The sequence below is a fragment of the Streptomyces aurantiacus JA 4570 genome, assembly GCF_000414115.1.
GTDB classification, from domain to species: domain Bacteria; phylum Actinomycetota; class Actinomycetes; order Streptomycetales; family Streptomycetaceae; genus Streptomyces; species Streptomyces aurantiacus_A.
The window spans coordinates 1-21799 of the sequence record NZ_AOPZ01000274.1; the positions used below are offsets into that span (position 1 = coordinate 1).

Below are 21799 nucleotides of genomic sequence, written 5' to 3' on the forward strand. Positions count from 1 at the left end.
CCCCCGCCCCCGGCGCCCCCGACAGGCTGTACTGCCGTATCTGCCGCGCCCCGTCCGGCAGCCGGACCTGGACGGAGACGTACTGACCCGGCCGGAACGCCGGCGCGGGCGCCCCGTCGGCCGGGCGCAGCCGGAACGTGGCGACGTCCGGTGTCTCCTCGACGCGCTCCACCACCTCCCACTCCCGCCAGGCCGCCGCGCCCGCCGCGATGCCCCGCTCGGCGTAAAGGCGGGCCTCGATCGCGATCAGCGCGTTCGCCATCAGCCAGTACACCTCGTCCCAGGCCGCCGCGACGCCGGGCGTGACAGCGTCGCCGAGCACCTCGGCGATGGCCGCGAAGAGGTGCTCGCGGACCGTCTCGTACTGGCCGGGCGCCACCCCGAGTGAGGCGTGCTTGTGGGCGATGCGGGCCAGCATGGCGTCGGGCCGCTCGTCGGGGTGCTCCACGAGGTACGCGGCGAAGGCGGCGATCGACCCGGCGAGCGCCTGCCGCTGGGTGCCCGCGGCCTGGTTGCCGCGGTTGAAGAGGTCCCGGAGCAGCTCCGGGCGGGCGGCGAACAGGCGGTCGTAGAAGCGCTCGGTGATGACGTCGATCGCCCCGCCCACGGCGGGCAGGGTCGCGCGGACGGTGGCGGCGGACTGCTCGGACAGCAAAGTGGCTCCTCCCGACGGACCGGCACCCCGGCCGGTCTTAAAGTTGCATCTGAGATACCACTTTAAAAGGGCGGGCCGACGCCGCTGTCACCGAGGTCGGGCGACCGTGCAGTATGGGCAAGGAGCGGCCGCAACGCGCGTGAAACCGTGTGGTGGGATGCTCATGTGCCGGGGCGACGTCCCGTGGCTTGGGAGCAGCCGGTTCCGACCAGCAAGGATGGGTGGAAGTCGAGATGGACAAGCAGCAGGAGTTCGTGCTCCGCACTCTGGAGGAGCGCGACATCCGGTTCGTGCGCCTGTGGTTCACGGACGTACTCGGCTTCCTGAAGTCGGTCGCGGTCGCCCCCGCCGAGCTGGAGCAGGCTTTCGACGAGGGCATCGGCTTCGACGGCTCCGCGATCGAGGGCTTCGCCCGGGTCTACGAGTCCGACATGATCGCCAAGCCCGACCCGGGCACCTTCCAGGTGCTGCCGTGGCGCGCCGAGGCCCCGGGCACGGCCCGGATGTTCTGCGACATCCTCATGCCCGACGGCTCCCCGTCCTTCGCGGACCCGCGCTATGTACTGAAGCGGGCGCTCGCCAAGACCTCCGACCTCGGGTTCACCTTCTACACCCACCCCGAGATCGAGTTCTTCCTGCTCAAGGACAAGCCGCTCGACGGCTCCCGGCCGGTCCCCGCCGACAACTCCGGCTACTTCGACCACACCCCGCAGAACGTGGGCATGGACTTCCGCCGCCAGGCCATCACGATGCTCGAATCCATGGGCATCTCGGTCGAGTTCAGCCACCACGAGGGCGCGCCGGGCCAGCAGGAGATCGACCTCCGGTACGCGGACGCGCTCTCCACGGCCGACAACATCATGACGTTCCGCCTGGTCATGAAGCAGGTCGCGCTGGAGCAGGGCGTCCAGGCGACCTTCATGCCGAAGCCGTTCTCCGAGCACCCGGGCTCGGGCATGCACACGCACCTGTCGTTGTTCGAGGGCGACAGGAACGCCTTCTACGAGTCCGGCGCCGAGTACCAGCTCTCCAAGGTCGGCCGCTCCTTCATCGCGGGCCTGCTCAAGCACGCCGCGGAGATCTCCGCGGTCACCAACCAGTGGGTGAACTCCTACAAGCGCATCTGGGGCGGCTCCGAGCGCACCGCGGGCGCCGGCGGCGAGGCCCCCTCGTACATCTGCTGGGGCCACAACAACCGCTCCGCCCTCATCCGCGTGCCCATGTACAAGCCCGGCAAGACGGGTTCGGCGCGCGTCGAGGTCCGCTCGATCGACTCGGGCGCGAATCCCTACCTCGCATACGCGGTGCTCCTCGCCGCCGGCCTCAAGGGCATCGAGGAGGGCTACGAACTCCCGCCGGGCGCCGACGACGACGTCTGGGCCCTCTCCGACGCGGAGCGGCGCGCGATGGGCATCGAGCCCCTGCCCCAGAACCTGGGCGAGGCGATTGCCCTCATGGAGCGGTCGGAGCTGGTTGCCGAGACGCTCGGCGAGCACGTGTACGACTTTTTCCTTCGGAACAAGAAGCAGGAGTGGGAGGAGTACCGCTCCGAGGTGACGGCCTTCGAGCTCCGCAAGAACTTGCCGGTGCTGTAGGCCCCGTAAGGGGCGCGGGGAACTGCGCGAGCAACCAAAGAAAAGCCGCAGACGCGTCTGCCGAGTCATGAGCAGACGCGTCTGCGGCTTTGTCGTGGCTGAGCGCGCAGTTCCCCGCGCCCCTCCCCGCGCCCCTTCGGGGCCCGACCCGAGCCCCGCGCCCCGGTCAGGGGCCAATCGCCTCCCGCAGCGGCGTCCCCGCCCGGACCCGGTACTCCTGGACGGACCAGCCGTTGCCGTCAGGGTCCGTGAAGTACATGAACGTCGCGCCGTCCTGCTCCGCGTACTGGACCGGCTCGGAGACGTCCAGGCCGCGGGCCGTCAGTTCGGCGTGGGCCTGCTTGATGTCGGGGACGCAGAGCTGGAGGCCCTGGAGCGAGCCGGGCTCGGGGGTGGGGCCCGGGCTGGTCTCCCAGATGCCGATGCTGAGCATGATCGAACAGCCGGATCCGGGCGGCGTGAGCTGGATGAGGCGCACGCCCGGCATGACGTCCCCGTCGAGGTCGACGTGGAAGCCGCACTTGGACTCGTAGAACTCCTTGGCCCGGTCCAGGTCGCTGACGGGCACGCCGATCACTTCGAGTGTGTATTCCATGCGACGAGTACAGCAGCGATCGGGCGCCCTGTCCCGGGGACGGCACAGGCGCCTCAGCCGAAGCGGTACCGCGTCTGGCTGAACGGCTCGCCCTTGGCGAACCCGAAGGCCGTCCGGGGCGCCACCGCGAACACATACGCCTGCCCCGACGCGTGCTGGAAGCAGCCGTCCCCCACGTCGTAGTGGAAGAAGCCGCCGTACTTCTCCTCCCAGGCCGCCGCGAGCTCCCGCAGCCGCGCGTCGTCCGTGACCCGGACCGCCGTGCCCTCGACGACCACGTCGAGGCCCTTGTCCCAGAGGTTGGCGCCGGTCGTCAGGACGACCTCGGGGTTGGTCTGGAGGTTGAGGGCCTTGCGCTCGGCGGGGCCGGTGGAGAAGTACAGGGCGCCCCCTTGCCACAGGGCGCTCAGCGGCGTGACGTGCGGGCGCCCGTCGGGACGTACCGTCGAGATCCAGAACAGCTCGGCCGCCGCGAGCGCGTCCCGGGCCTGCGGCCAGGGCGTCGCCGCGGCCCCCTCGCTGCTGTAGCGGGCGTCGACGTCGGTGCGGGGTTCCTGGCTGGGCATGATGTCGCCTCCTGCTCTCCATGCTCCTGTCCCAGTGGAGACCGCGCACGCGCGCAGAACTCATCGCACCCGCTCTGGGTAGGCTCGGCCCAGGAACGCACGAGCGAAAGGCGCGGGGATGACGGTGCCGCAGGGGCGCAGGAGCAGTACGTTCACGCGGCTGCTGCGGCACGGGTTCACCGACCCGTCCACCGCCGAACGGCTCCTCGCCGCGTCCGAGCTGGCCGCCGTCCGCACCGACCCGGTGCTCCTGGACGCCCTCGGCGCCACCGCCGACCCGGACCTGGCACTGCTCGGCCTGGTTCGGCTCGCCGAGGCGCAACCCGCCGACCACGCCGAGACCGCGCGCCGCGAGCTGCTCGACACCCTGATCAGCGCCAAGCCCCTGCGCGACCGGCTGCTCGGCGTCCTCGGCGCCTCCGAGGCCCTCGCCGACCACCTGGCCCGGCACCCCGGCGACTGGCGGGCCCTGGTCACGTACGAGGCCGCCGATCTGCACCCGGGCGTCGAGGAGTTCGAGCGCGGCCTCGCCGAGGCCACCGACCCCGTCTCGCTGCGCGTCGCCTACCGCCGCTGCCTGCTGTCCATCGCCGCCCGCGACGTGTGCGGCACCACCGACGTCGCCGAGGCCGCCGCCGAACTCGCCGACCTGGCCACGGCCACGCTGCGCGCCGCGCTCGCCATGGCCCGCCGGGCCGCGCCCGCGGACGCCGCGCAGTGCCGCCTCGCGGTGATCGCGATGGGCAAGTGCGGCGGCCACGAACTCAACTACGTCTCCGACGTCGACGTGATCTTCGTGGGCGAGGCGGTCGAGGGCGCCGACGAGGACAAGGCGCTGCGGGCCGCGACCCGGCTCGCCTCGCACCTGATGCGGATCTGCTCCGAGACGACCGTCGAGGGCGCCATCTGGCCGGTCGACGCCAACCTGCGGCCCGAGGGCAGGAACGGCCCGCTGGTGCGGACCCTCTCCAGCCACCTCGCGTACTACCAGCGCTGGGCGAAGACCTGGGAGTTCCAGGCGCTGCTCAAGGCCCGGCCGGTCGCGGGTGACGTCGAACTGGGCGAGGAGTACGCCGCCGCCGTCGCGCCCCTGGTGTGGCAGGCCGCCGAGCGCGAGAACTTCGTGCCCGACGTGCAGAAGATGCGCCGCCGTGTCGTCGAGAACATCCCCGCGGGCGAGGTGGACCGCGAACTGAAGCTCGGCCCCGGCGGCCTGCGCGACGTCGAATTCGCCGTCCAGCTCCTGCAGTTGGTGCACGGCCGCGCGGACGCCTCACTGCGCAGCGGCACCACCCTCGACGCCCTGGCCGCGCTCGCCGCGGGCGGCTACGTGGGCCGCGTGGACGCCACCCAGCTCGACGACGCCTACCGCTTCCTGCGCTCCCTGGAACACCGCATCCAGCTCTACCGGCTGCGCCGCACCCACCTGCTGCCCGACGAAGACGCCGACCTGCGCCGCATCGGCCGCTCGCTCGGCATGCGCACCGAACCGCTCACCGACCTCGCCCGCGCCTGGAAACGGCACACGTCGGTCGTCCGCCGCCTGCACGAGAAGCTCTTCTACCGCCCGCTGCTCGACGCCGTCGCCCAGCTCGCCCCCGGCGAGAGCAGGCTCAGCACGGAGGCCGCGCGCGAGCGCCTCGTGGCCCTGGGGTACGCCGACCCCGCCGCGGCCCTGCGCCACCTGGAGGCGCTGGCCTCCGGCGTGACCCGCAAGGCCGCCATCCAGCGCACCCTGCTGCCCGTCCTGCTCGGCTGGTTCGCGGACTCCGCCGACCCCGACGCGGGCCTCCTCGGCTTCCGCAAGGTGTCCGACGCGCTCGGCAAGACACCCTGGTACCTGCGGCTCCTGCGCGACGAGGGCGCCGCCGCGGAGAACCTGGCCCGGGTCCTCTCGGCCGGCCGGCTCGCCCCCGACCTGCTCCTGCGCGCCCCCGAGGCGGTCGCGCTGCTCGGCGACGAACGCGGCCTCGAACCGCGCGCACGCGGCCACCTGGAGCAGGAGGTGATGGCCGCCGTCAGCCGCGCGGACGGCGCCGAACAGGCGGTCACGGCGGCGCGCGGGGTGCGGCGGCGCGAACTGTTCCGCACGGCGGCCGCCGACATCATCGCCTCGTACGGCACCGAGGAGAGCCCCGTCGAGACGGACGTGGGCGCCCTGGTGGACCGCGTGGGCCTCGCGGTGTCCGACCTGACGGCCGCGACCATCGGGGGCACGCTGCGTGCCGTCGTCCGCGCGGGCTGGGGCGACGAACTGCCCACCCGGTTCGCGGTGATCGGCATGGGCCGGTTCGGGGGCCGGGAGCTGGGCTACGGCTCGGACGCGGACGTGCTGTTCGTGCACGAGCCGCGCGAGGGCGTCGACGACCAGGAGGCGGCGAAGGCGGCCAACCAGGTCGTCGCCGAGATGCGCAGGCTGCTGCAACTGCCGAGCGCCGACCCGCCCTTGCTGATCGACGCGGATCTGCGCCCCGAGGGCAAGACCGGCCCGCTGGTGCGCACCCTGAAGTCCTACGAGGCGTACTACCGCCGCTGGTCCCTGGTCTGGGAGTCGCACGCGCTCCTTCGGGCCGAGCCGGTCGCGGGCGACGCGGAACTCGGCCGGGCGTTCATGGAGCTCGCGGATCCGCTGCGCTACCCCGCCGAGGGCCTCGGCGAGGACGCGGTCCGCGAGATCCGCCGCCTGAAGGCCCGCATGGAGTCCGAGCGGCTGCCGCGCGGCGCCGACCCCACCCTGCACACGAAGCTCGGCCGCGGCGGGCTCTCCGACGTCGAGTGGACCGTCCAGCTCCTGCAGCTCCAGCACGGCTGGGCCGAGCCCGGCCTGCGCACCACCCGCACCCGCGAGGCCCTGCACGCGGCGTGCGCGGCTCAGCTGCTCTCGGCGGAGGACGCGGCGATCCTCGACGACGCCTGGGTGCTCGCCACCCGGGTGCGCAACGCGGTGATGCTGGTGCGCGGACGGGCGGGCGACACCTTCCCGTCGGACGGGCGTGAGCTGGCCGCCGTGGGGCGTTACCTGGGGTACGACGCGGGCACTGTGGGCCTGATGCTGGACGACTACCGGCGGATCACGCGGCGGGCTCGCGCGGTCGTCGAGGAGAAGTTCTACGGGGCGTAGATTCCGGCACCAGCTGGGGCAATTGGTACGGCAGCTTGCCGTACCAGAGCCGCGCCACCGTGTAGCCGAACGCCAGGCAGATCATGCCGCCCACCGCGTCCAGCCAGAAGTGGTTGGCGGTGGCCACGATCACGATCAGCGTCGCCGTCGGATACAGCAGGCCGAGGACCTTCACCCACGGCACCGACGCGAGCGCGAAGATCGTCAGGCCGCACCACAGGGACCAGCCGATGTGCATCGACGGCATGGCCGCGTACTGGTTCGACATGTTCTTCAGGTCGCCGGAGGCCATCGAGCCCCATGTGTTGTGGACCACGACCGTGTCGATGAAGTCCCCGCCGGGCACCAGGCGCGGCGGCGCGAGCGGATACAGGTAGTAACCGAGCAGGGCGACCGCGGTGGTCGCGAAGAGCACCAGACGCGTGGCCGCGTACCGCCCGGGATGGCAGCGGTACAGCCAGACCAGGACGCCGAGGGTCACGATGAAGTGCAGCGTCGCGTAGTAGTAGTTCATGCCGACGATGAGCCATGTCACCGAATCCACGGCGTGGTTGACGGAGCGCTCGACGGCGATGCCGAGGTGCTGCTCCACGTCCCAGATCCAGTCGGCGTTGCGCAGCGCGGCCGCCTTCTGCTCCGGAACGGCGTTGCGGATCAGTGAGTACGTCCAGTAACTCACCGCGATCAGCAGGATCTCGAACCACAGCCTGGGTCGCCGGGGAGTGCGCAGCCGGCGCAGGAGATTCCGCCCATTGCGGTCATCTTCCGCGCCCGCGATGGGTGATGTGGTGGTGGGCCTCTGTCGGCCTTCCAGTGTCGTCACAGTCATCTCACCCATAGGGACAGAGTCTGCCAGATGCCCACCGCTCTTCAGATCATCCCCCGGTTGGGTTCCTCCCGCATTCCCTACGCCCCAGGGACGAGGCACTTCCGGCGGACGCCTCAGGGGCCTCTCAGGGCTCCCTCAGGGCCCTGGCCGGGGGGCAGGAGGCCGTGGAGCCCCTGACCACCAGTTCCGGCATGAAGACGAATTCGCTGTGCGGCGCGGGCGTCCCGCCGATCTCCTCCAGGAGCGTGCGCACCGCGGCCTGGCCCATGGCCGGCACCGGCTTGCGGATCGTCGTCAGCGGTGGATCGGTGAAGGCGACGAGGACCGAGTCGTCGAAACCGACGACCGAGACGTCGTCCGGCACCTCCAGGCCCCGCTCGCGCGCCGCCCGGATCGCGCCGAGCGCCATCATGTCGCTGGCGCACACCACCGCCGTGCAGCCACGCTCCATGAGCGCGGCCGCCGCTGCCTGTCCGCCCTCGAGCGTGTACAGCGAGTGCTGGACGAGATCCGCCTCGATCTCCTCGGGCCCCAGCGCGAACCGCTCGCCCATCGTGCGCGTGAAGCCCTCGATCTTCCGCTGTACGGGGACGAAGCGCCGCGGACCGAGCGCGAGACCGATCCGGGTGTGCCCGAGGGAGGTCAGATGCGTGACCGCGAGACGCATCGCCGCGCGGTCGTCCGGCGAGATGAACGGCGCCTGCACCTTCGGCGAGAAGCCGTCCACGAGGACGAACGGCACGCCCTGCGCGCGCAGCTGCTCGTAGCGCCCGGTGTCGGCGGTGGTGTCCGCGTGCAGGCCCGAGACGAAGATGATGCCCGCGACGCCGCGGTCCACCAGCATCTCGGTCAGCTCGTCCTCGGTGGAGCCGCCGGGCGTCTGGGTGGCGAGCACCGGCGTATACCCCTGCCGGGTGAGGGCTTGGCCGATCACCTGCGCCAGGGCGGGGAATATCGGGTTCTCCAGCTCCGGCGTGATCAGGCCGACCAGGCCCGCGCTGCGGCGGCGCAGCCGCACCGGACGCTCGTAGCCGAGGACGTCGAGTGCGGCGAGCACGGACTGGCGGGTGGCCGCAGCGACGCCGGGCTTGCCGTTCAGGACCCGGCTCACGGTCGCCTCGCTGACCCCCGCCTGTGCTGCGATGTCGGCCAGTCGCGCGGTCACAGGATTGGACTGTACCGGTCGTCTCTCACCCTGCCCACCAGACGGTTGAATCCGGCGGCAGTACGGCGTCGGAGCCGGGCCCGCCCAAGTCGGCGCCCGGCGCGGACGAGTTGAGGCTGCACAGGAGCGGGGTGCCGGGGGCGGGGACGGTGACGGGGGCGTCGGTGAGGTTCACGGTGACGACGAGCGAGCGGCCGTCGGCGGACTCCTGGGCCGTGCCGCCCGCGCTCCCCGGCCCCTCCGCCGTCCTGCGGAACGCCAGCACCCCCTCCGGTGCCCGGAGCCACTCCACCGCCCGGCCCGCGCCCAGCGCCGGATGCGCGCGGCGCAGCGCAAGCGCGGCCCGGTAGAGCTCCAGTGTCGAGGCCGGATCGCCCTCCTGCGCCTCGACCGTCAGGTCCCGCCACCCGGCGGGCTGCGGCAGCCAGCTCGGCCCGCCCTCGACGGGCCCGAACCCGAACGGCGGCCGCGTACCGGACCACGGCAGCGGCACCCGGCACCCGTCACGCGTGCCCTCCTGCCCCGACCCCTGCTGCCCCGAACCGTCCGGCCCCGGGCCCCGGAAGAACGCCGGGTCCTGGCGCACCTCGTCGGGCAGGTCCGTCACCTCGGGCAGGCCCAGCTCCTCGCCCTGGTAGAGGTACGCCGAGCCGGGCAGCGCCAGCATCAGGAGCGTCGCCGCGCGCGCCCGGCGCAGGCCCTGACCGGCGTCGGCGTCCGGGGCGCCGCCGGCGAGGCGCGTGGCGTGCCGCACCACGTCGTGGTTGGAGAGCACCCAGGTCGCGGGCGCGGCCACGGTGTTCATGGCGTCCAGCGAGCGGTCGATGACGGCACGCAGCGCGGCCGCGTCCCAGCCCGTCATCAGATAGGTGAAGTTGAACGCCTGGTGCAGTTCGTCCGGGCGCAGATACAGCGCGCTGCGCTCCACCGTCGGCGTCCACGCCTCGGCGACGGCGATGCGCTCGCCGTCGTAGGAGTCGAGGAGCGCGCGCCACTCGCGGTAGATCTCGTGCACGCCGTCCTGGTCGAAGTACGGCACGGGCGCGGAGCCGAGCAGCTTGACCTGCTCGGGGTGGCCGACGTCCGGCAGTCCCGCCGCCTTGATCAGGCCGTGCGCCACGTCGATGCGGAAGCCGTCGACACCGAGGTCGAGCCAGAAGCGCAGGATGGACCGGAACTCCTCGTGCACCGCCGGGTGTTGCCAGTCGAAGTCGGGCTGCTCGGGCGCGAACAGGTGCAGATACCAGTCGCCGGGCGTGCCGTCCGGGTTCGTGGTGCGGGTCCAGGCCGGGCCGCCGAAGACGGACTCCCAGTCGTTGGGCGGCAGTTCGCCGCGCGGGCCCCGGCCGGGGTGGAAGTGGAAGCGCTCCCGCAGCGCCGACGCCGGGCCCTCGGCCAGCGCCCGCCGGAACCACGCGTGCTGCTCCGAGCAGTGGTTGGGCACGATGTCGACGATCACCCGCAGGCCGAGCCCGTGCGCCCGGCGTACCAGGTCGTCGGCGTCGGCGAGGGTGCCGAACACCGGGTCGACCACGCGGTAGTCGGCGACGTCGTAGCCGGCGTCGGCCTGCGGCGAGGCGTAGAACGGCGAGAGCCAGACGGCGTCCACGCCGAGCCGCCGCAGATACGGCAGCCGGGCCGTGACGCCCGGCAGGTCGCCCATGCCGTCGCCGTCGGAGTCGGCGAAGCTGCGCGGATAGACCTGGTAGATGACGGCGTCGCGCCACCAGTCGGCGCGCGTGGCGGCGGAGCCGGTGGGGGCGGTACTGGCCTCGCTGCCTTCGCTGCCCTCGTTGTCCTCGTGGCGGTCGGTGGTGACGTCCGTGGTGTGCTGCGTCATGAAGTCCCTTGCCGATAGGGGGTTTTGCTGCTGCCTCCACAGTGTCGCGCCGGGGGAGGCGGGGGGAGCCGGGCACTGGAGTGAACGTCCGGCGCGCGGCGGAGGTCACGAACGGCCGGCCGGACCCCGCCCGGAAAGGGCGGATCCTAGCGGCAACCCCGCGCCGGCAGGGGGACGGTCGGGTGATCTCCACCGTTCCAGGTCGTACCCCGGCCAGGCACTCCCAGGGGGTGTGTCAGGACGCTAGCGTGGACGCGCGAGCCCGAGGGGGCTCGTTCCGTCCGCAGGTCCTGGGGGCAGTCCACGTGGGCGTCAGGGACAACAAAGACGCAGCAGACGCGGCAGGGGAGGCCGGGCCGGGTGTCACCACGGTCCTGGTCGTCGACGACGTGCCCGCGAACCGGTACGCGCTGGGCGCCGTGCTGCGCCGCGCCGGTCACCGCGTCGTGCTGGCGGGCAGCGCGGGCGAGGCACTGACCGAGCTGCACGTGCGGCTGCGCGCGGGCGAACTGCCCGACGTGGCCCTCGTCGACGTCGGCCTGCCCGACATGAGCGGCTACGACCTGTGCCGCCGCCTGAAGGAGTCCCCGACGACCGCCGCCCTGCCCGTCGTCCACTTCTCCGCCGCCGCGCACGGCTCCGTGGACCGCTGCCGCGGCCTCGACGCGGGCGGCGAGGCGTATCTGACCGTGCCCGCCGAGCCGGAGGAGATCGAGGCCGTGGTCCGCGCCGCCGCGCGCGGCGCCCGGCACCGCAGCGACGCGCAGACCCGGGCCGGCCGCCTCAGCCGCCTCGCGGAGGCCGTCCTCGACGTGCAGTCCGCCGGCTGCGTCCGCGAACTGGTCGACGCCGCGGCCGCCGACGCGGCGGCCCTCAGCGGAGCCCCCGCCGCGGCCTTCGTCCTGGGCGAGGAGGGCGAGATCCACTGCGGCCGCTCCCACCGCAGGCTGCCCGCGACGCTGCCGGAACCGGACGCGCTGGACAGCGTGGCGCACCTGATGTGGCGCCTGATGTCCGGCAGGACCGGCGTGCACACCACGACCGTGCGAGGGCCGCTGTGGCCCCTGGGGTTCGTGGGGATGGCGCGGTGCCCGTCCGACCCGAACGGGGATCGGGGGCAGGAGGCCGCGGGCGGCGTGCCGGTGCAAGGTCCGGCGGACGGCGGGACCGTGCTGCCCGGCCCGGCGGAGGGGGCGCTGCTCGCGCTGGCCCGCACCCGGGACGACCTCGCGCCGGTATGCCTGGCCACCGCCGCGTACGCGGAGGACTCCGCCGCCGACCTCGGCCGCCTCGCGCACGCCACCGCCCGGGTCGCGGAGCGGCTGCTGATGTACGAGAAGGAGCGGCACGTCGCCCTCACGCTCCAGCACAGCTTCCTGCCGAGCGCCCTGCCCTACCTGCCGGGCACGGAGATCGTCGTCCGCTACGAACCGGCGTCCCGGCAGGCCGAGATCGGCGGCGACTTCTACGCCGCGCTGCCCACGTCCGCGGGGGCGCTCACCGGCATCGGCGACGTCGTGGGCCACTCGCTGGAAGCGGCCACGGTGATGGTGGAGCTGCGCCACGCCCTGCGGGCGTACTGCATCGAGGACCCCGACCCCGGCCGCCTGGCCGCCCGCCTCGACCGGATGCTCCAGCACTACCACCCCGACGTCACGGCCACGATGTGCCTGGCCCTCGTCGACCCGCCCTCGGGCGTCGTCCGCGTCGCCAACGCGGGCCACATCCCGCCGCTCGTCGTGGGCGCCGCGGGCACGGCCGCGTACGTCGGGGCGAGCGGCCCGCTGCTCGGCCTCGGCCTGGACCGCCCGCCGCCCGCGGAGATCCGCCTCGCCCCCACGGACCGCCTGCTGATGGTCACCGACGGGCTGATCGAGACGCGCGGCACGGACCTCGCCGTGTCGATGGAGCAGTTGCGGGTCGCCGCGGCAGCGGCCCCGGCCGGCGTCACGCCCCTGTGCGACACACTCCTGGAGTGCTTCGGCCGCGAACGGGACGACGACATCGCGCTGCTGGCCCTGGGCCTGACCGCCTCCGCCGAGGACGCCTAGGGCGTGTCCGACGGGTCGGCGCGGCTTCGCGCTGGCGCTGCACCCGGTGCTCGTCGAGGAGACGGCGGCCGCGACGGCGCTCGTACGCCGCCATGTGCAGCAGGTCGAGGGGCTCACGCCGCACATCTCGGCGGAGGTGCGCGACCTGGACGCCTCCTACCGCAAGGCGGCGGGAGCCTGACGCACGCGGACGCCCTACGGCAGCACCGCCGCCGGCGCCAGCGCGGACAGCCGGCCGAGCAGGTCCGCGAACGGCCCGTCGGACGGCTCGTCCGCGAGGATGCGGCCGAGCAGGAGCGCCATCTCGTCGTCGTTGGACGAGTTGGAGCTCCAGCTCGGCGCGCGGAATGCGGCGGCCGTCCAGCCAGATGAGCGCCGTGGACTCGGCGAGCGAGATCCAGGAGCGCACGACCAGTTCGAGCCGGGCGGGCGGCGCGGTGACGCCCAGGTGCGCGAGGATCTGGACGTACGCGGCCTGCCGCACCGAGTCGATGAGCGCGTTCGTCGTGGAGACCGTGTCCCTTGAGCAGGCTCCGCCCGCGGACACCGCGGGACCGCCGCGCATCAGCGCGGAGAAGCCGGGCCCGTGCTCGTCGACGAAGCCGAGGAAACGCCCGGTCACCCGCAGCAGTCGCGCGCCGAGGGGTCCTTCGTGCGGCTCCACGAACCGCTCGGCCAGCTCGTCGGCGGCCCGCTTGAGCGCCGCCTCGTACAGGCTGAGTTTGCCGGGGAAGTAGTGGTACACGAGCGGGCGTGAGATGCCCGCGGCCGACGCTATCTCGTCGATCGAGACGTCGTCGGGGGAGCGATGGCTGAACAGCTCGAGCGCGACCCCGATGAGCTGCTGCCGCCGCTCCTCGACGCCCATTCTGCGGCGCATCCCGGTAGTCATGCGAACACTCTACCGATCCGATCCGGCCGTGAACGGACGCCCCCGCTCCGCCTGTTCGCCGCGGCCGCCCGCACCCGCGCCGCTACAGGTCGAGGACGAGCCGGGTACCCCGCGCCCGCGACACGCAGATCAGCATCGAGTCGCCGCGCTCGCCGTCGGTCAGCAGCTCGTCGCGGTGGTCGATCTCGCCCTCCAGGACGCGGTGTTGGCAGGTCCCGCAGAAGCCCTGCTCGCAGGAGTACGGGACGTCGGGGAGTTCGGCGCGGACGGCGGCGAGCACCGTGGTGTCCGCCCCGACGGACACCGTACGGCCGCTGCGCCGCAGTTCGACCTCGAAGGCGGACCCGCCGCCGGCGGAGGCGGCGGGCGCGAACCGTTCCAGATGCAGCGAGCAGCCCTCGGGCAGCGCCCCGGCGACGGCGTCCATGAGCCCCTCGGGCCCGCACACGTACACACCGGCACCGCCCTGGGCCCCCTCGCGGAGAAAGGCGCCCACGTCCGGCCGCCCGCTCACGTCCTCGGCGACGACGCTCACCCGCCCCTCGGCCCCGCCCAGCTTCTCCAGTTCCTCCAGGAAGGGCATGGAGGCGCGGGACCGCCCGCAGTACAGCAGCCGCCAGTCGGCGCCCGCCGCGTCCGCGGCCCGCACCATGGCCAGGATCGGCGTGATCCCGATCCCGCCCGCGACGAAGACGTACGACGCCGTGTCGTCGAGGAGCGGGAAGCGGTTGCGCGGCCCGCGCACCTCCACCTCCGCGCCCTCGCGCAGCGCTTCGTGCACCTCGCGGGACCCGCCGCGGCCGCCCTCGTCGGGGCCGATGAGCCGGGTGGCGACGGTGTACGAGGACGTGTCCTCGGGGTCCCCGCACAGCGAGTACTGCCGTACGCGCCCCGACGGCAGGACGAGGTCCAGGTGTGCGCCGGGCTCCCAGGCGGGCAGAGCGGCCAAGTGGCCGCCTTCGAGGCGCAGTTGTACGACGCCCTCCGCGACGCGCTCGTGCCGGGCGACGCGCAGCGTGAGCGCGCGCGAGCGCGGCTGCCCGGAGATTGGTTCCTCCAGGGCGGGCAGCGGCCAGAGCGGGGAGGCGTCGATGCGGCGGCGCAGGGCGCGGCGGGTGAGCAGCGCGGCGCCGGTGACGAGAAGCGCGGTGCGCGCGGCGCGCAGGGGCAGCGGCATGTCAGGCGGCCCCGTTCGTGTGCGCCCGGGCCTCGGCGGCGGTGGCCGCGGGGGACGAGGCGAGGTAGGCGACGGCCTGCTCCGTGCTGCCCTCCTGGGAGGGGTGGTAGGCGCGGCTGAGGTAGCGCGGGATGGAGCGGATCATGTCGCTCGTGGTGGGCAGGGTGCCCGCGCGGCCACTGCGGCGGAAGTCCCGGAAGGACGCCTTGCCGTCGGTGAGCGTCGGGTCGTTCTCCATGAAGAACCGGGCGCCGCGCTGCCACAGGAACACCAGCGCGGTGAAGGCGGTGGCCCAGGTGCGCACGCGCCGCCGGTAGCCGCCGTCGACGTGCGTGAACAGGTCGAAGGCGACCGAGCGGTGCTCGACCTCCTCGGCGCCGTGCCAGCGCAGCAGGTCGAGCATCGTCGGATCGGCGCCCCGCCGGTCCAGCTCCTGGGCGTTGAGCACCCAGTCGCCCAGGAAGGCGGTGTAGTGCTCGATCGCCGCGATCAGCGCGACGCGCTCCATCAGCCACCAGTGGCGGGCCCTGCCCGGCGGCAGGGTGCGGTCGCCGAGCAGCTTCTCGAAGAGCCAGTCGACCTGTGCGGTGTACGGGGTGGGGTCCAGGCCCTGCTCCCGCAGGTGCGGGAGGACTTCGTCGTGGGCCTGGGAGTGCATGGCCTCCTGGCCGATGAACCCGATGACGTCCTCGCGCAGCCGCTCGTCGCGGATGTGCGGCAGTACCTGCTTGTAGACGTGCACGAACCAGCGTTCGCCGGCGGGGAGGAGGAGGTGCAGGACGTTGATGGTGTGCGTGGTGAAGGGGTCCCCCGGGAGCCAGTGGAGCGGGGTGCTCTCCCAGGAGAAGGAGACGTTGCGGGCCTTGAGCGGTATGTGCTCGGAGGCAACGGGCTGCGGGAGCCGGGCCTTCGTATTAGACATGGCGTCAATGTACTGATGGGTAGTGCGCGGGTACAGGTGTGTGCGGAGGTTTTTCCGGGCCCCGACGGCCCCTGTGAGGGGCGCGGATTACGCTGAAACCTGACGTTGACGTCACAGGCAGAAGCTGGGAGGGCATGGTGCGCATCGGCGAACTCGCCACCAGGACCGGCGTCAGCGTGCGGGCGCTGCGCTATTACGAGGAACAGCGGCTGCTCGCCCCGGAACGCAGCCCCAGCGGCCAGCGGCACTACCCCGACGGCGCGGTCGACCGCGTCGAGCTGATCCAGCAGTTGTACGCCGCCGGGCTGTCGAGCAAGTCGATCCTGGAGCTGATGCCGTGCGTCGTGAGCGGCGAGGCCACACCGGAGCTGCTCGACCGACTCGCGGCCGAACGGGACCGCATCAACCGCCGGATCACCGACCTGGTGAGCACGCGGGGCAGGCTGGAGTCCGTCATCAGCAACGCCACCGAGAGCTGGCGGACGGGTCGGCCCTGCCGCCCCCATTAGCCGCCGGCCCCAATATTCGGCACCGCCCTCTCGGGGCCCGTGCGAAGGTATGCCGATGAGCGAGCACAATGAAGCCTGGGAACAGCGCATAGCCGCCGCGTGGGCCACCTTCGACACCTACGGCGAGGAACAGGCCGAGGAATTCCGGGCACTCATCGGCGAGTTGGCCGACGAACTCCCGGCGGACAGCCCCGTCGCACCGTTCGAGCGCGCCTGCGCCTACGACTCCACCGGCCACTCGGACAAGGCGGTCCCCCTCTACCAGGAAGCCCTGGCCCGCGGCCTCACCGGCTACCGGCGGCGCCGCACCGTCATCCAACTCTCCAGCTCCCTGCGGAACACCGGCCGCGTGGAGGAGGGCATCGCCCTGCTCACCCCCGAACTCGACGCGGACCCCGACGAGTTGGACGACGCCGTGCGCGCCGTGCTCGCCCTCTGCCTCGCCGACGCGGGCCGCGCCCGCGAAGGCGTCGGCATCGCGGTCGGCGCGCTCGCCCGCCATCTCCCGCGCTACCAGCGCTCGATGGCGAACTACGCGCGCGAGCTCACCGAACCCGGACAGCCCGAATAGCCCGGACAAGCCGGACAGCCCGCGTGACCCCGGCGGAGCCGGTGCGCCCACCAGCGTGAAGTGACCGCCGGACGATTCGCTCGTTCTGCTGAACGTGTCGTCATCGCAGTCCACGAAAGCCGCCGCGCCGCACGGCTCCGCCACCACCGTCGTCGACGTGGAGCAGGCCGAGGCCGCCCTCGTCGAGCACTACCCGCGCCTGGTCCGCCTCGCCTACCTGGTGCTGCCGCCCGGCCTCGGCCGCAACCGCCGCGTCCTGAGCGCCCACGCCCTGGTCCAGCGGGCCCTGCCACGCGGCCGCGCCACCGCCCCGGCCGTCCCCGACCAGCGCAGGCCCACGGGCCGCGGCACCGACCCCGGCTATGCCTACGTACGCTGCCAGGTCCTGCGCGCCGCCCTCGACGCCGGTCTTCCGCTGCGCCGGGCCGCCTGGCCCAAGCGGGCCCAACTGCCGCCGCTGCTCCCCCAGGTGTGGGGGCTGCGGCTGTTCCCGCGCTCCGGCGGCGCCGACGAACTCGCCCTGGACCAGCGGCTCGCCGCGCTGTCCGGGCCCGCCCGCGCCGCGTACGTGCTGCGCGGGCTCGAACGGCTCACGGACGACGAGGTGCGGCGCGTCCTCGACACCATCGGCGTCGACACCGAAGGCCCCGAAGGCACGGAGGCCGACGCCATCGACGCCGCGCTCGCCGACGTCGGGGCGGCGGCCGACGGCAGGAGCACGGCCGCGCTCCTCGAATCCCCCGAGTTCGACCCGTGCTCCCTGCAGGCCCGGCCCACCGACCTGATGCGGCGCCGCCAGCACCTGAAGGCCGCGGGCGTCGCCGCCGTCGCCGCGCTCGTGTGCGGGGCGCTGCTCGGCATGCCCGGCGACGGCTGGGGCCCGGACGGCGCCGCCGCGCCCCCGTACGCGAAGAACCCCGCCGCCGAGGCCGCGCTCGACCCCGGCCGGCTGACGAAGGCCGCGCCCACCGCCTGGAAGCAGTCCGCGCGCACCGACTTCTCCGTGTGGCCCGCGCGCGGCGAACTCACCGACGACCGGCCGCTGTTGCGGCGCGCGCTCGCCGTTTGGGCGCGGCCCGGCAAGTCCGTGCAGGTCTCCGCCACGCCCGGCACCGCGTCGGGAGCGCCGCCCGGACCCGCACAACTGCTGTTCGCGGGGCCCGTCGACGGGGCACGCGTGGTGCTTCTGTACGACGGCATGCGCGTCGTGCGGTACGCCGAGCCGCGGGAAGGGACCGGCGGCGCCGCGCTCGACTTCGCGCGGGTCGACGGGGCGGACGCCGCCGACGCCGGGGCCGTCGTGGTCGGCCGCGCCGACGGCAACGTGCGCTATCTGACGGCCCCTTGGGTGCGGACCGCCGCCGTGCGGGACCTGTTGAAGCCCGGCGGCGAGGCGGCGGCGCTGCGGCGCACCGCCGCCGGGGTCACCGACCCCTTCGCCAGCCCCGCGCTCGCCCGCGAGTGCCGCTCCTGGAACGCCCTCCAGCTGCGCGACCACTCCGGCGCGGCGCGGCTCACCACCGACCTCGGCGAGCTCACGCCCGCCCACCTCACCGCCGGCCGGCCGGACGCGCCCCGCGAGGCCGCGGCCAAGGACTGGTCGCGCACCGCGTGTTCCCTCACCGCGGCCCGGTCGCACGGGGTGCGGGCCGTGAACACCTGGGCGTACGCCCGCCAGGACCTGCCCGACGGGAGCGGGAGCGCCGCGTGGGTGTGCACGCGGGCCGAGACGTGGCGGGGCGGCGGGGAGCGGGTGCTCGCCCAGTTCGTCGCCCCCGGGGCCCGGGCCGGGGCCGTCGCCGCCAAGGCGGAGGGGGGTGCGGCTTGTGGAGTACGGCAGCCCTCGGTGCTGGCCGGAGTCCTGTGGAAGTCCCCTGCCGGGAGCTGGTACCTCCTCGCCGGGGGCAGCAAGGACGTGTCCTCGGTCTCTGTGGCCGGGGGTGAGCGGGGGTCCGGCAACACGCTTGCCGTACGCAGCGAGCAAGGGGCCCGTCCGAGGGTGACGGGCCACCTCCGGAACGGCACGAAGGTCCGGACGCTGCGCTGAGCCTTCCCCAGTCCCGCCCCTTCCCGTAACCAGGGGGCTCAAGGGGCGGGACTGGGGAAAGCCCCGCAGGGCCCGCGACCTCAGCCCAGCACCCACCCGCTGAACTCCACCGTCCCCCGCGCCCCGCCACCCCCATTCGTCGCCGTCATGAACAGCCCCACATCCTGGGCATCGGCCACCCCCGCCACGGGCACCGTGGCGACCGTCCGCCACGTGCCCCCGCCGTCGGTGGACAGAGCACCGGTGAACGTGCCACCCGCCCGCGAAAGCCGCAGCAGCACCGGCGCCTTCACCCCGGTGATCCGCTTGTACGTGTCCAGCGTCCCGTCCCCGGTCGTGTCGTAGGAGAGCACGACCCCGTTGGCGGGCGTGACGGCAAGGTTGAGGAAGCCCGGGGAGCCGGGCGTGGCGAGGGAGTTGCGGGCGATGATCCCCGCGCGGGCCCAGGGGCCGGTGTTCGCCTGGGCGTCGACGCGGAGGGTGACGGACACCCCGTCGCGCAGCGCCCCCGGCCGGTAGAGGGCGCCGAACTCCGTGGTGCCCCGCCACAGATCCGCGCCCGCGCCGTCGATGGCGTACCGCCCGTCGAACTCCCCGAAGACGGCAGTGTTGTTGGTGGTGGCGTACGTCTTCCACGCCGCCGAGACCGGCCCCGCCACGAACAGCGTGCCCTCGTGCACGGCCCGCACCCGCTTCTCGCCCTGCGGGCCGTAGAGCGCGGTGAGCGTGTACGGCAGCGGTCGCAGCGGCCGGTCGAGCGGGGTGTCGGGGGCGTTCGCCCGCCAGGCCACGGTGCCGGTGCCCGCCGCGGGGACGCGGGGCAGCGACGTCGGCCCCTCGGGCTCGGCGTCGATTCCGGTGAGCGTGAAGTCGACGCGGCCGGTGGCACGCAGCCCGTTGACGTTGCGGAACAGCGCCTCCACGCGCGCGTGCCCGCCGGGCGGGAACGCGGGCGGCTCGGCGGTGACCTCAAGGGAGCCCTGGTAGGGCGCGCGGGCGAGCACGTCACGTACGCGGGACGCGGTGCGGTAGGGGTCGGCGACGGGCCGCAGCGGATAGTCCTTGCGCTCGCGCGTCCAGGGCTCCTCGACCGCCCCGAACCAGTCCACGGGCGTGGGGGCGCGCCCGGCGGCCAGCGCGTCGGCCAGTTCGTCGAGCCACTTCTGCCAGCGCGGCAGATAGAAGTCCGACGTCAGGCCGTGCCATTCGCGGTTGCCGTAGTCGTGCAGATTGCCGGGGTCCGACGTGGGCCGGTCGCCCCACACCGTGATGAGGACCTTCGCCGTGCGCTCGAACTCGACGCGCTCGGTGTCGTTGGTGGCCAGGCGGCGCGCGTCCTCGATCCAGGGGCCGAGCAGGAACGCCGGGTGCGTGCCCGTGACGTCGTCGGAGAGCCGCATCAGGCGCAGCCACAGGTTCGACAGGGCGCGGAAGGTGTCCTGGTCCTTGCGCTCGTACGCCGTCTTGAGCTGCGGCAGGAGCTGGCGGCTGCGGTGGGCCAGGGCCTGCCGGGCCACATCGACGAGATCGTGCTTGTAGGCCGCGCTGCGCCGCAGTCCGCCCGCGACGCCGAGCAGTCCGCTGAGGGCCGCGTCGAAGCGGCCGGGGTCGTAGGTGAGGGCGCGCGGCGCGTACTCGGCGGCGCGGTTCGCGGCGAGGTCGGGGCGCGCGGCGAACAGGGAGTCGTGCGGGTCGCTGCGCTCGACGGCCCTGTGCTGGTACGCGGTGTCGTGCAGGGCGCGCCAGGCGGCGCGGGCGTCCCGGTCGCGGCCGCCGTAGCGGAAGTCGGCGTACGCGGAGAACCAGTCGGCCCGGTCCACCTCGTCGTCCATCCACGCCAGTTCGGAGAACAGCTCGAAGGCCGCCGGGTCGCGGTCGGTGGCCTCGGGCAGATACGCCGTGCCCGCGAGCGCGCTGTTCTCCTTGTCGCGCCAGGCGAAGAACTTCTCCTGCCAGAGGTGGGTGCGGGCGCCGATCGTGGAGCGGCCGCCGAAGTTGGGGATGGTGCCGAAGGCGTAGGGCGTGCCGCCCCAGTCCTTCTCGCGGTCGGTGACGCTCTGGTAGCGGTCGGACACACCGTCGACTATCAGCATCTTCTTCTTGTCGATGGCGTCGAGGAGCGCGGGCAGCGGGTTCTCCTGCCAGCCGAGGATCACCCAGGTCGCGCCCGCGTGCGCCTTCTGGAGCGCGCGCTCCACGCTGCGCGCGGCGTCCGGCACGGGCACGTCGCCCGCGGTGCCGCCCTCGTGCAGCAGGTCCATCTTGAAGTGCCGTGCCGCGCCGAAGAGTTCGCTCTGGTGGCGGTAGAAGGACTCGGCCACCCGCGCGAAGGCGTCGGTGCGCGGGTCCAGCCAGTCGGGGCGCTTGAAGCCGTGCCAGATGCCCTGCGGCACGACGCGCGCGTCACCGCCGTTCCGCGCCACGAAGCCGTCCGGGACGTGGCCGTAGTAGCCGGGGAACACGGGGGCCATGCCCAGCTCGCGCAGCCGGGCCACGATCTTCCGCCCCAGCTCCACGCGCCGGTCGATGATCTCGGGCGAGAGCGGGCCGCCGTACCCGGACAGGTTCTGAAGGAGCCACCACGGCTGGTGCGAGGGCGCGGGCAGCCAGGCGCGGGACTCCGCGTCCGTGTAGTGGAAGTCCTTCAGGACGCGGTGGTACACGGCCTCCGTGCCCGCGATGACCAGGACTTCGTTGCAGCCGTGCAGCGCCAGGACGTCGATCATGCGCTCCCAGTACGGCCAGTCGGCGTACGGGGCGGTGTAGCCGTCGTTGGTGTCGTTGAGGGCGAACCGGTGGGGGAGCGCGGTCGAGCGCTCCAGCGGGCGCGACGGCGCGGGCAGGCGGCGCGGCAGGTCGAGCTGGCTGCCGTTCCAGGCGATGTGCGCGCCGCACACGTACTTCAGATACCAGTGGACTCCCGTGAGCAGCACCGCGGGAGTGGTGCCGGACACCTCGATGCGCCCCGAGGTGCCGGTCACGCGGAAGCGGTCCCGGCCGTTTCGAGCCGGGACGAGTCTCAGTCTGAACTGGTCCGCGTGGTGCGGGAGTTGCCGATTGAGCACGGAGCGCGCGGAATCCGTATCGAGGGCGGGGCCCTCGGCGGGTCCCTCGGCCGCGCGGGCCGGGAGCGGGGTGCCGGTGACGGCACCCAGGCCCCCGACACCCGCGAGGCCGATGGCACCGGCGGTTCCGAGCACGGAGCGTCGCGACGGTGACAGTCCGGACATGTGTACCCCCCTGCGTCGATGACTGCGGCGCACG

General features: G+C 73.4%; 16 protein-coding genes and 1 pseudogene. 7 read left to right on the plus strand and 10 right to left on the minus strand.

Annotation, left to right across the window (positions count from 1 at the left end):
* Nucleotides 1-655 (minus strand): globin domain-containing protein (locus STRAU_RS24790; RefSeq protein WP_037661698.1); only part of this gene is annotated, 655 nt, incomplete at its 3' end.
* Nucleotides 656-888: 233 nt separating this feature from the next.
* Between STRAU_RS24790 and STRAU_RS24795 the strand changes: the two genes are divergently transcribed.
* On the plus strand, nucleotides 889-2250 hold the full coding sequence (locus tag STRAU_RS24795) for a glutamine synthetase family protein (protein ID WP_037661699.1): 1362 nt from the start codon (nucleotides 889-891) through the stop codon (nucleotides 2248-2250).
* 166 nt (nucleotides 2251-2416) lie between these two features.
* Here the strand turns inward: STRAU_RS24795 and STRAU_RS24800 are convergent, their stop codons facing one another.
* Together STRAU_RS24800 and STRAU_RS24805 are read right to left on the minus strand one after the other, a co-directional pair.
* A complete protein-coding gene (locus tag STRAU_RS24800) occupies nucleotides 2417-2845 on the minus strand; it encodes a VOC family protein (protein ID WP_016643133.1) in 429 nt (142 codons plus the stop codon).
* Between the two features lie 53 nt (nucleotides 2846-2898).
* A complete protein-coding gene (locus STRAU_RS24805; RefSeq protein WP_016643132.1) occupies nucleotides 2899-3411 on the minus strand; it encodes a pyridoxamine 5'-phosphate oxidase family protein in 513 nt (170 codons plus the stop codon).
* A gap of 118 nt (nucleotides 3412-3529) precedes the next feature.
* On the opposite strand from STRAU_RS24805, the gene STRAU_RS24810 reads away from it, so the two are divergent.
* Complete coding sequence (locus tag STRAU_RS24810; RefSeq protein WP_016643134.1) at nucleotides 3530-6532, plus strand: bifunctional [glutamine synthetase] adenylyltransferase/[glutamine synthetase]-adenylyl-L-tyrosine phosphorylase; 3003 nt, start codon at nucleotides 3530-3532, stop codon at nucleotides 6530-6532.
* Here STRAU_RS24810 and STRAU_RS24815 read toward each other — a convergent pair.
* From STRAU_RS24815 to STRAU_RS24825, 3 genes are all read right to left on the minus strand, one after another.
* The gene (locus STRAU_RS24815) at nucleotides 6483-7370 is read right to left on the minus strand and encodes a phosphatase PAP2 family protein (RefSeq protein ID WP_016643135.1); all 888 of its coding nucleotides are present in this window, start codon (nucleotides 7368-7370) and stop codon (nucleotides 6483-6485) included. The genes STRAU_RS24810 and STRAU_RS24815 overlap by 50 nt on opposite strands.
* A gap of 115 nt (nucleotides 7371-7485) precedes the next feature.
* The gene (locus STRAU_RS24820; RefSeq protein ID WP_016643136.1) at nucleotides 7486-8526 is read right to left on the minus strand and encodes a LacI family DNA-binding transcriptional regulator; all 1041 of its coding nucleotides are present in this window, start codon (nucleotides 8524-8526) and stop codon (nucleotides 7486-7488) included.
* 25 nt (nucleotides 8527-8551) lie between these two features.
* A complete protein-coding gene (locus STRAU_RS24825) occupies nucleotides 8552-10366 on the minus strand; it encodes a glycoside hydrolase family 13 protein (RefSeq protein WP_016643137.1) in 1815 nt (604 codons plus the stop codon).
* A gap of 305 nt (nucleotides 10367-10671) precedes the next feature.
* On the opposite strand from STRAU_RS24825, the gene STRAU_RS24830 reads away from it, so the two are divergent.
* Both STRAU_RS24830 and STRAU_RS41655 read left to right on the plus strand, forming a co-directional pair.
* The gene (locus STRAU_RS24830) at nucleotides 10672-12417 is read left to right on the plus strand and encodes a fused response regulator/phosphatase (protein WP_016643138.1); all 1746 of its coding nucleotides are present in this window, start codon (nucleotides 10672-10674) and stop codon (nucleotides 12415-12417) included.
* Nucleotides 12418-12463: 46 nt separating this feature from the next.
* A complete protein-coding gene (locus STRAU_RS41655) occupies nucleotides 12464-12598 on the plus strand; it encodes a hypothetical protein (RefSeq protein ID WP_016643140.1) in 135 nt (44 codons plus the stop codon).
* Between the two features lie 14 nt (nucleotides 12599-12612).
* On the opposite strand, the pseudogene STRAU_RS24835 reads toward STRAU_RS41655, so the two are convergent.
* From STRAU_RS24835 to STRAU_RS24845, 3 genes and pseudogenes are all read right to left on the minus strand, one after another.
* Nucleotides 12613-13309: pseudogene (locus STRAU_RS24835) on the minus strand (TetR/AcrR family transcriptional regulator).
* 82 nt (nucleotides 13310-13391) lie between these two features.
* A complete protein-coding gene (locus tag STRAU_RS24840) occupies nucleotides 13392-14486 on the minus strand; it encodes a PDR/VanB family oxidoreductase (RefSeq protein ID WP_016643143.1) in 1095 nt (364 codons plus the stop codon).
* 1 nt (nucleotide 14487) lies between these two features.
* On the minus strand, nucleotides 14488-15408 hold the full coding sequence (locus STRAU_RS24845; protein ID WP_016643144.1) for a metal-dependent hydrolase: 921 nt from the start codon (nucleotides 15406-15408) through the stop codon (nucleotides 14488-14490).
* 134 nt (nucleotides 15409-15542) lie between these two features.
* Between STRAU_RS24845 and STRAU_RS24850 the strand changes: the two genes are divergently transcribed.
* The 3 genes from STRAU_RS24850 (at nucleotide 15543) to STRAU_RS24860 (ending at nucleotide 18535) form a co-directional block, all read left to right on the plus strand.
* Nucleotides 15543-15917: a MerR family transcriptional regulator gene (locus STRAU_RS24850; protein ID WP_016643146.1), complete on the plus strand. Its 375-nt coding sequence runs from the start codon at nucleotides 15543-15545 to the stop codon at nucleotides 15915-15917.
* Nucleotides 15918-15966: 49 nt separating this feature from the next.
* Nucleotides 15967-16488: a tetratricopeptide repeat protein gene (locus STRAU_RS24855; protein ID WP_016643147.1), complete on the plus strand. Its 522-nt coding sequence runs from the start codon at nucleotides 15967-15969 to the stop codon at nucleotides 16486-16488.
* 94 nt (nucleotides 16489-16582) lie between these two features.
* The gene (locus tag STRAU_RS24860) at nucleotides 16583-18535 is read left to right on the plus strand and encodes a hypothetical protein (RefSeq protein WP_016643148.1); all 1953 of its coding nucleotides are present in this window, start codon (nucleotides 16583-16585) and stop codon (nucleotides 18533-18535) included.
* 80 nt (nucleotides 18536-18615) lie between these two features.
* Here STRAU_RS24860 and STRAU_RS24865 read toward each other — a convergent pair whose 3' ends face one another.
* Nucleotides 18616-21765: an alpha-N-acetylglucosaminidase gene (locus STRAU_RS24865; protein ID WP_037661705.1), complete on the minus strand. Its 3150-nt coding sequence runs from the start codon at nucleotides 21763-21765 to the stop codon at nucleotides 18616-18618.
* Nucleotides 21766-21799: the final 34 nt, after the last annotated feature.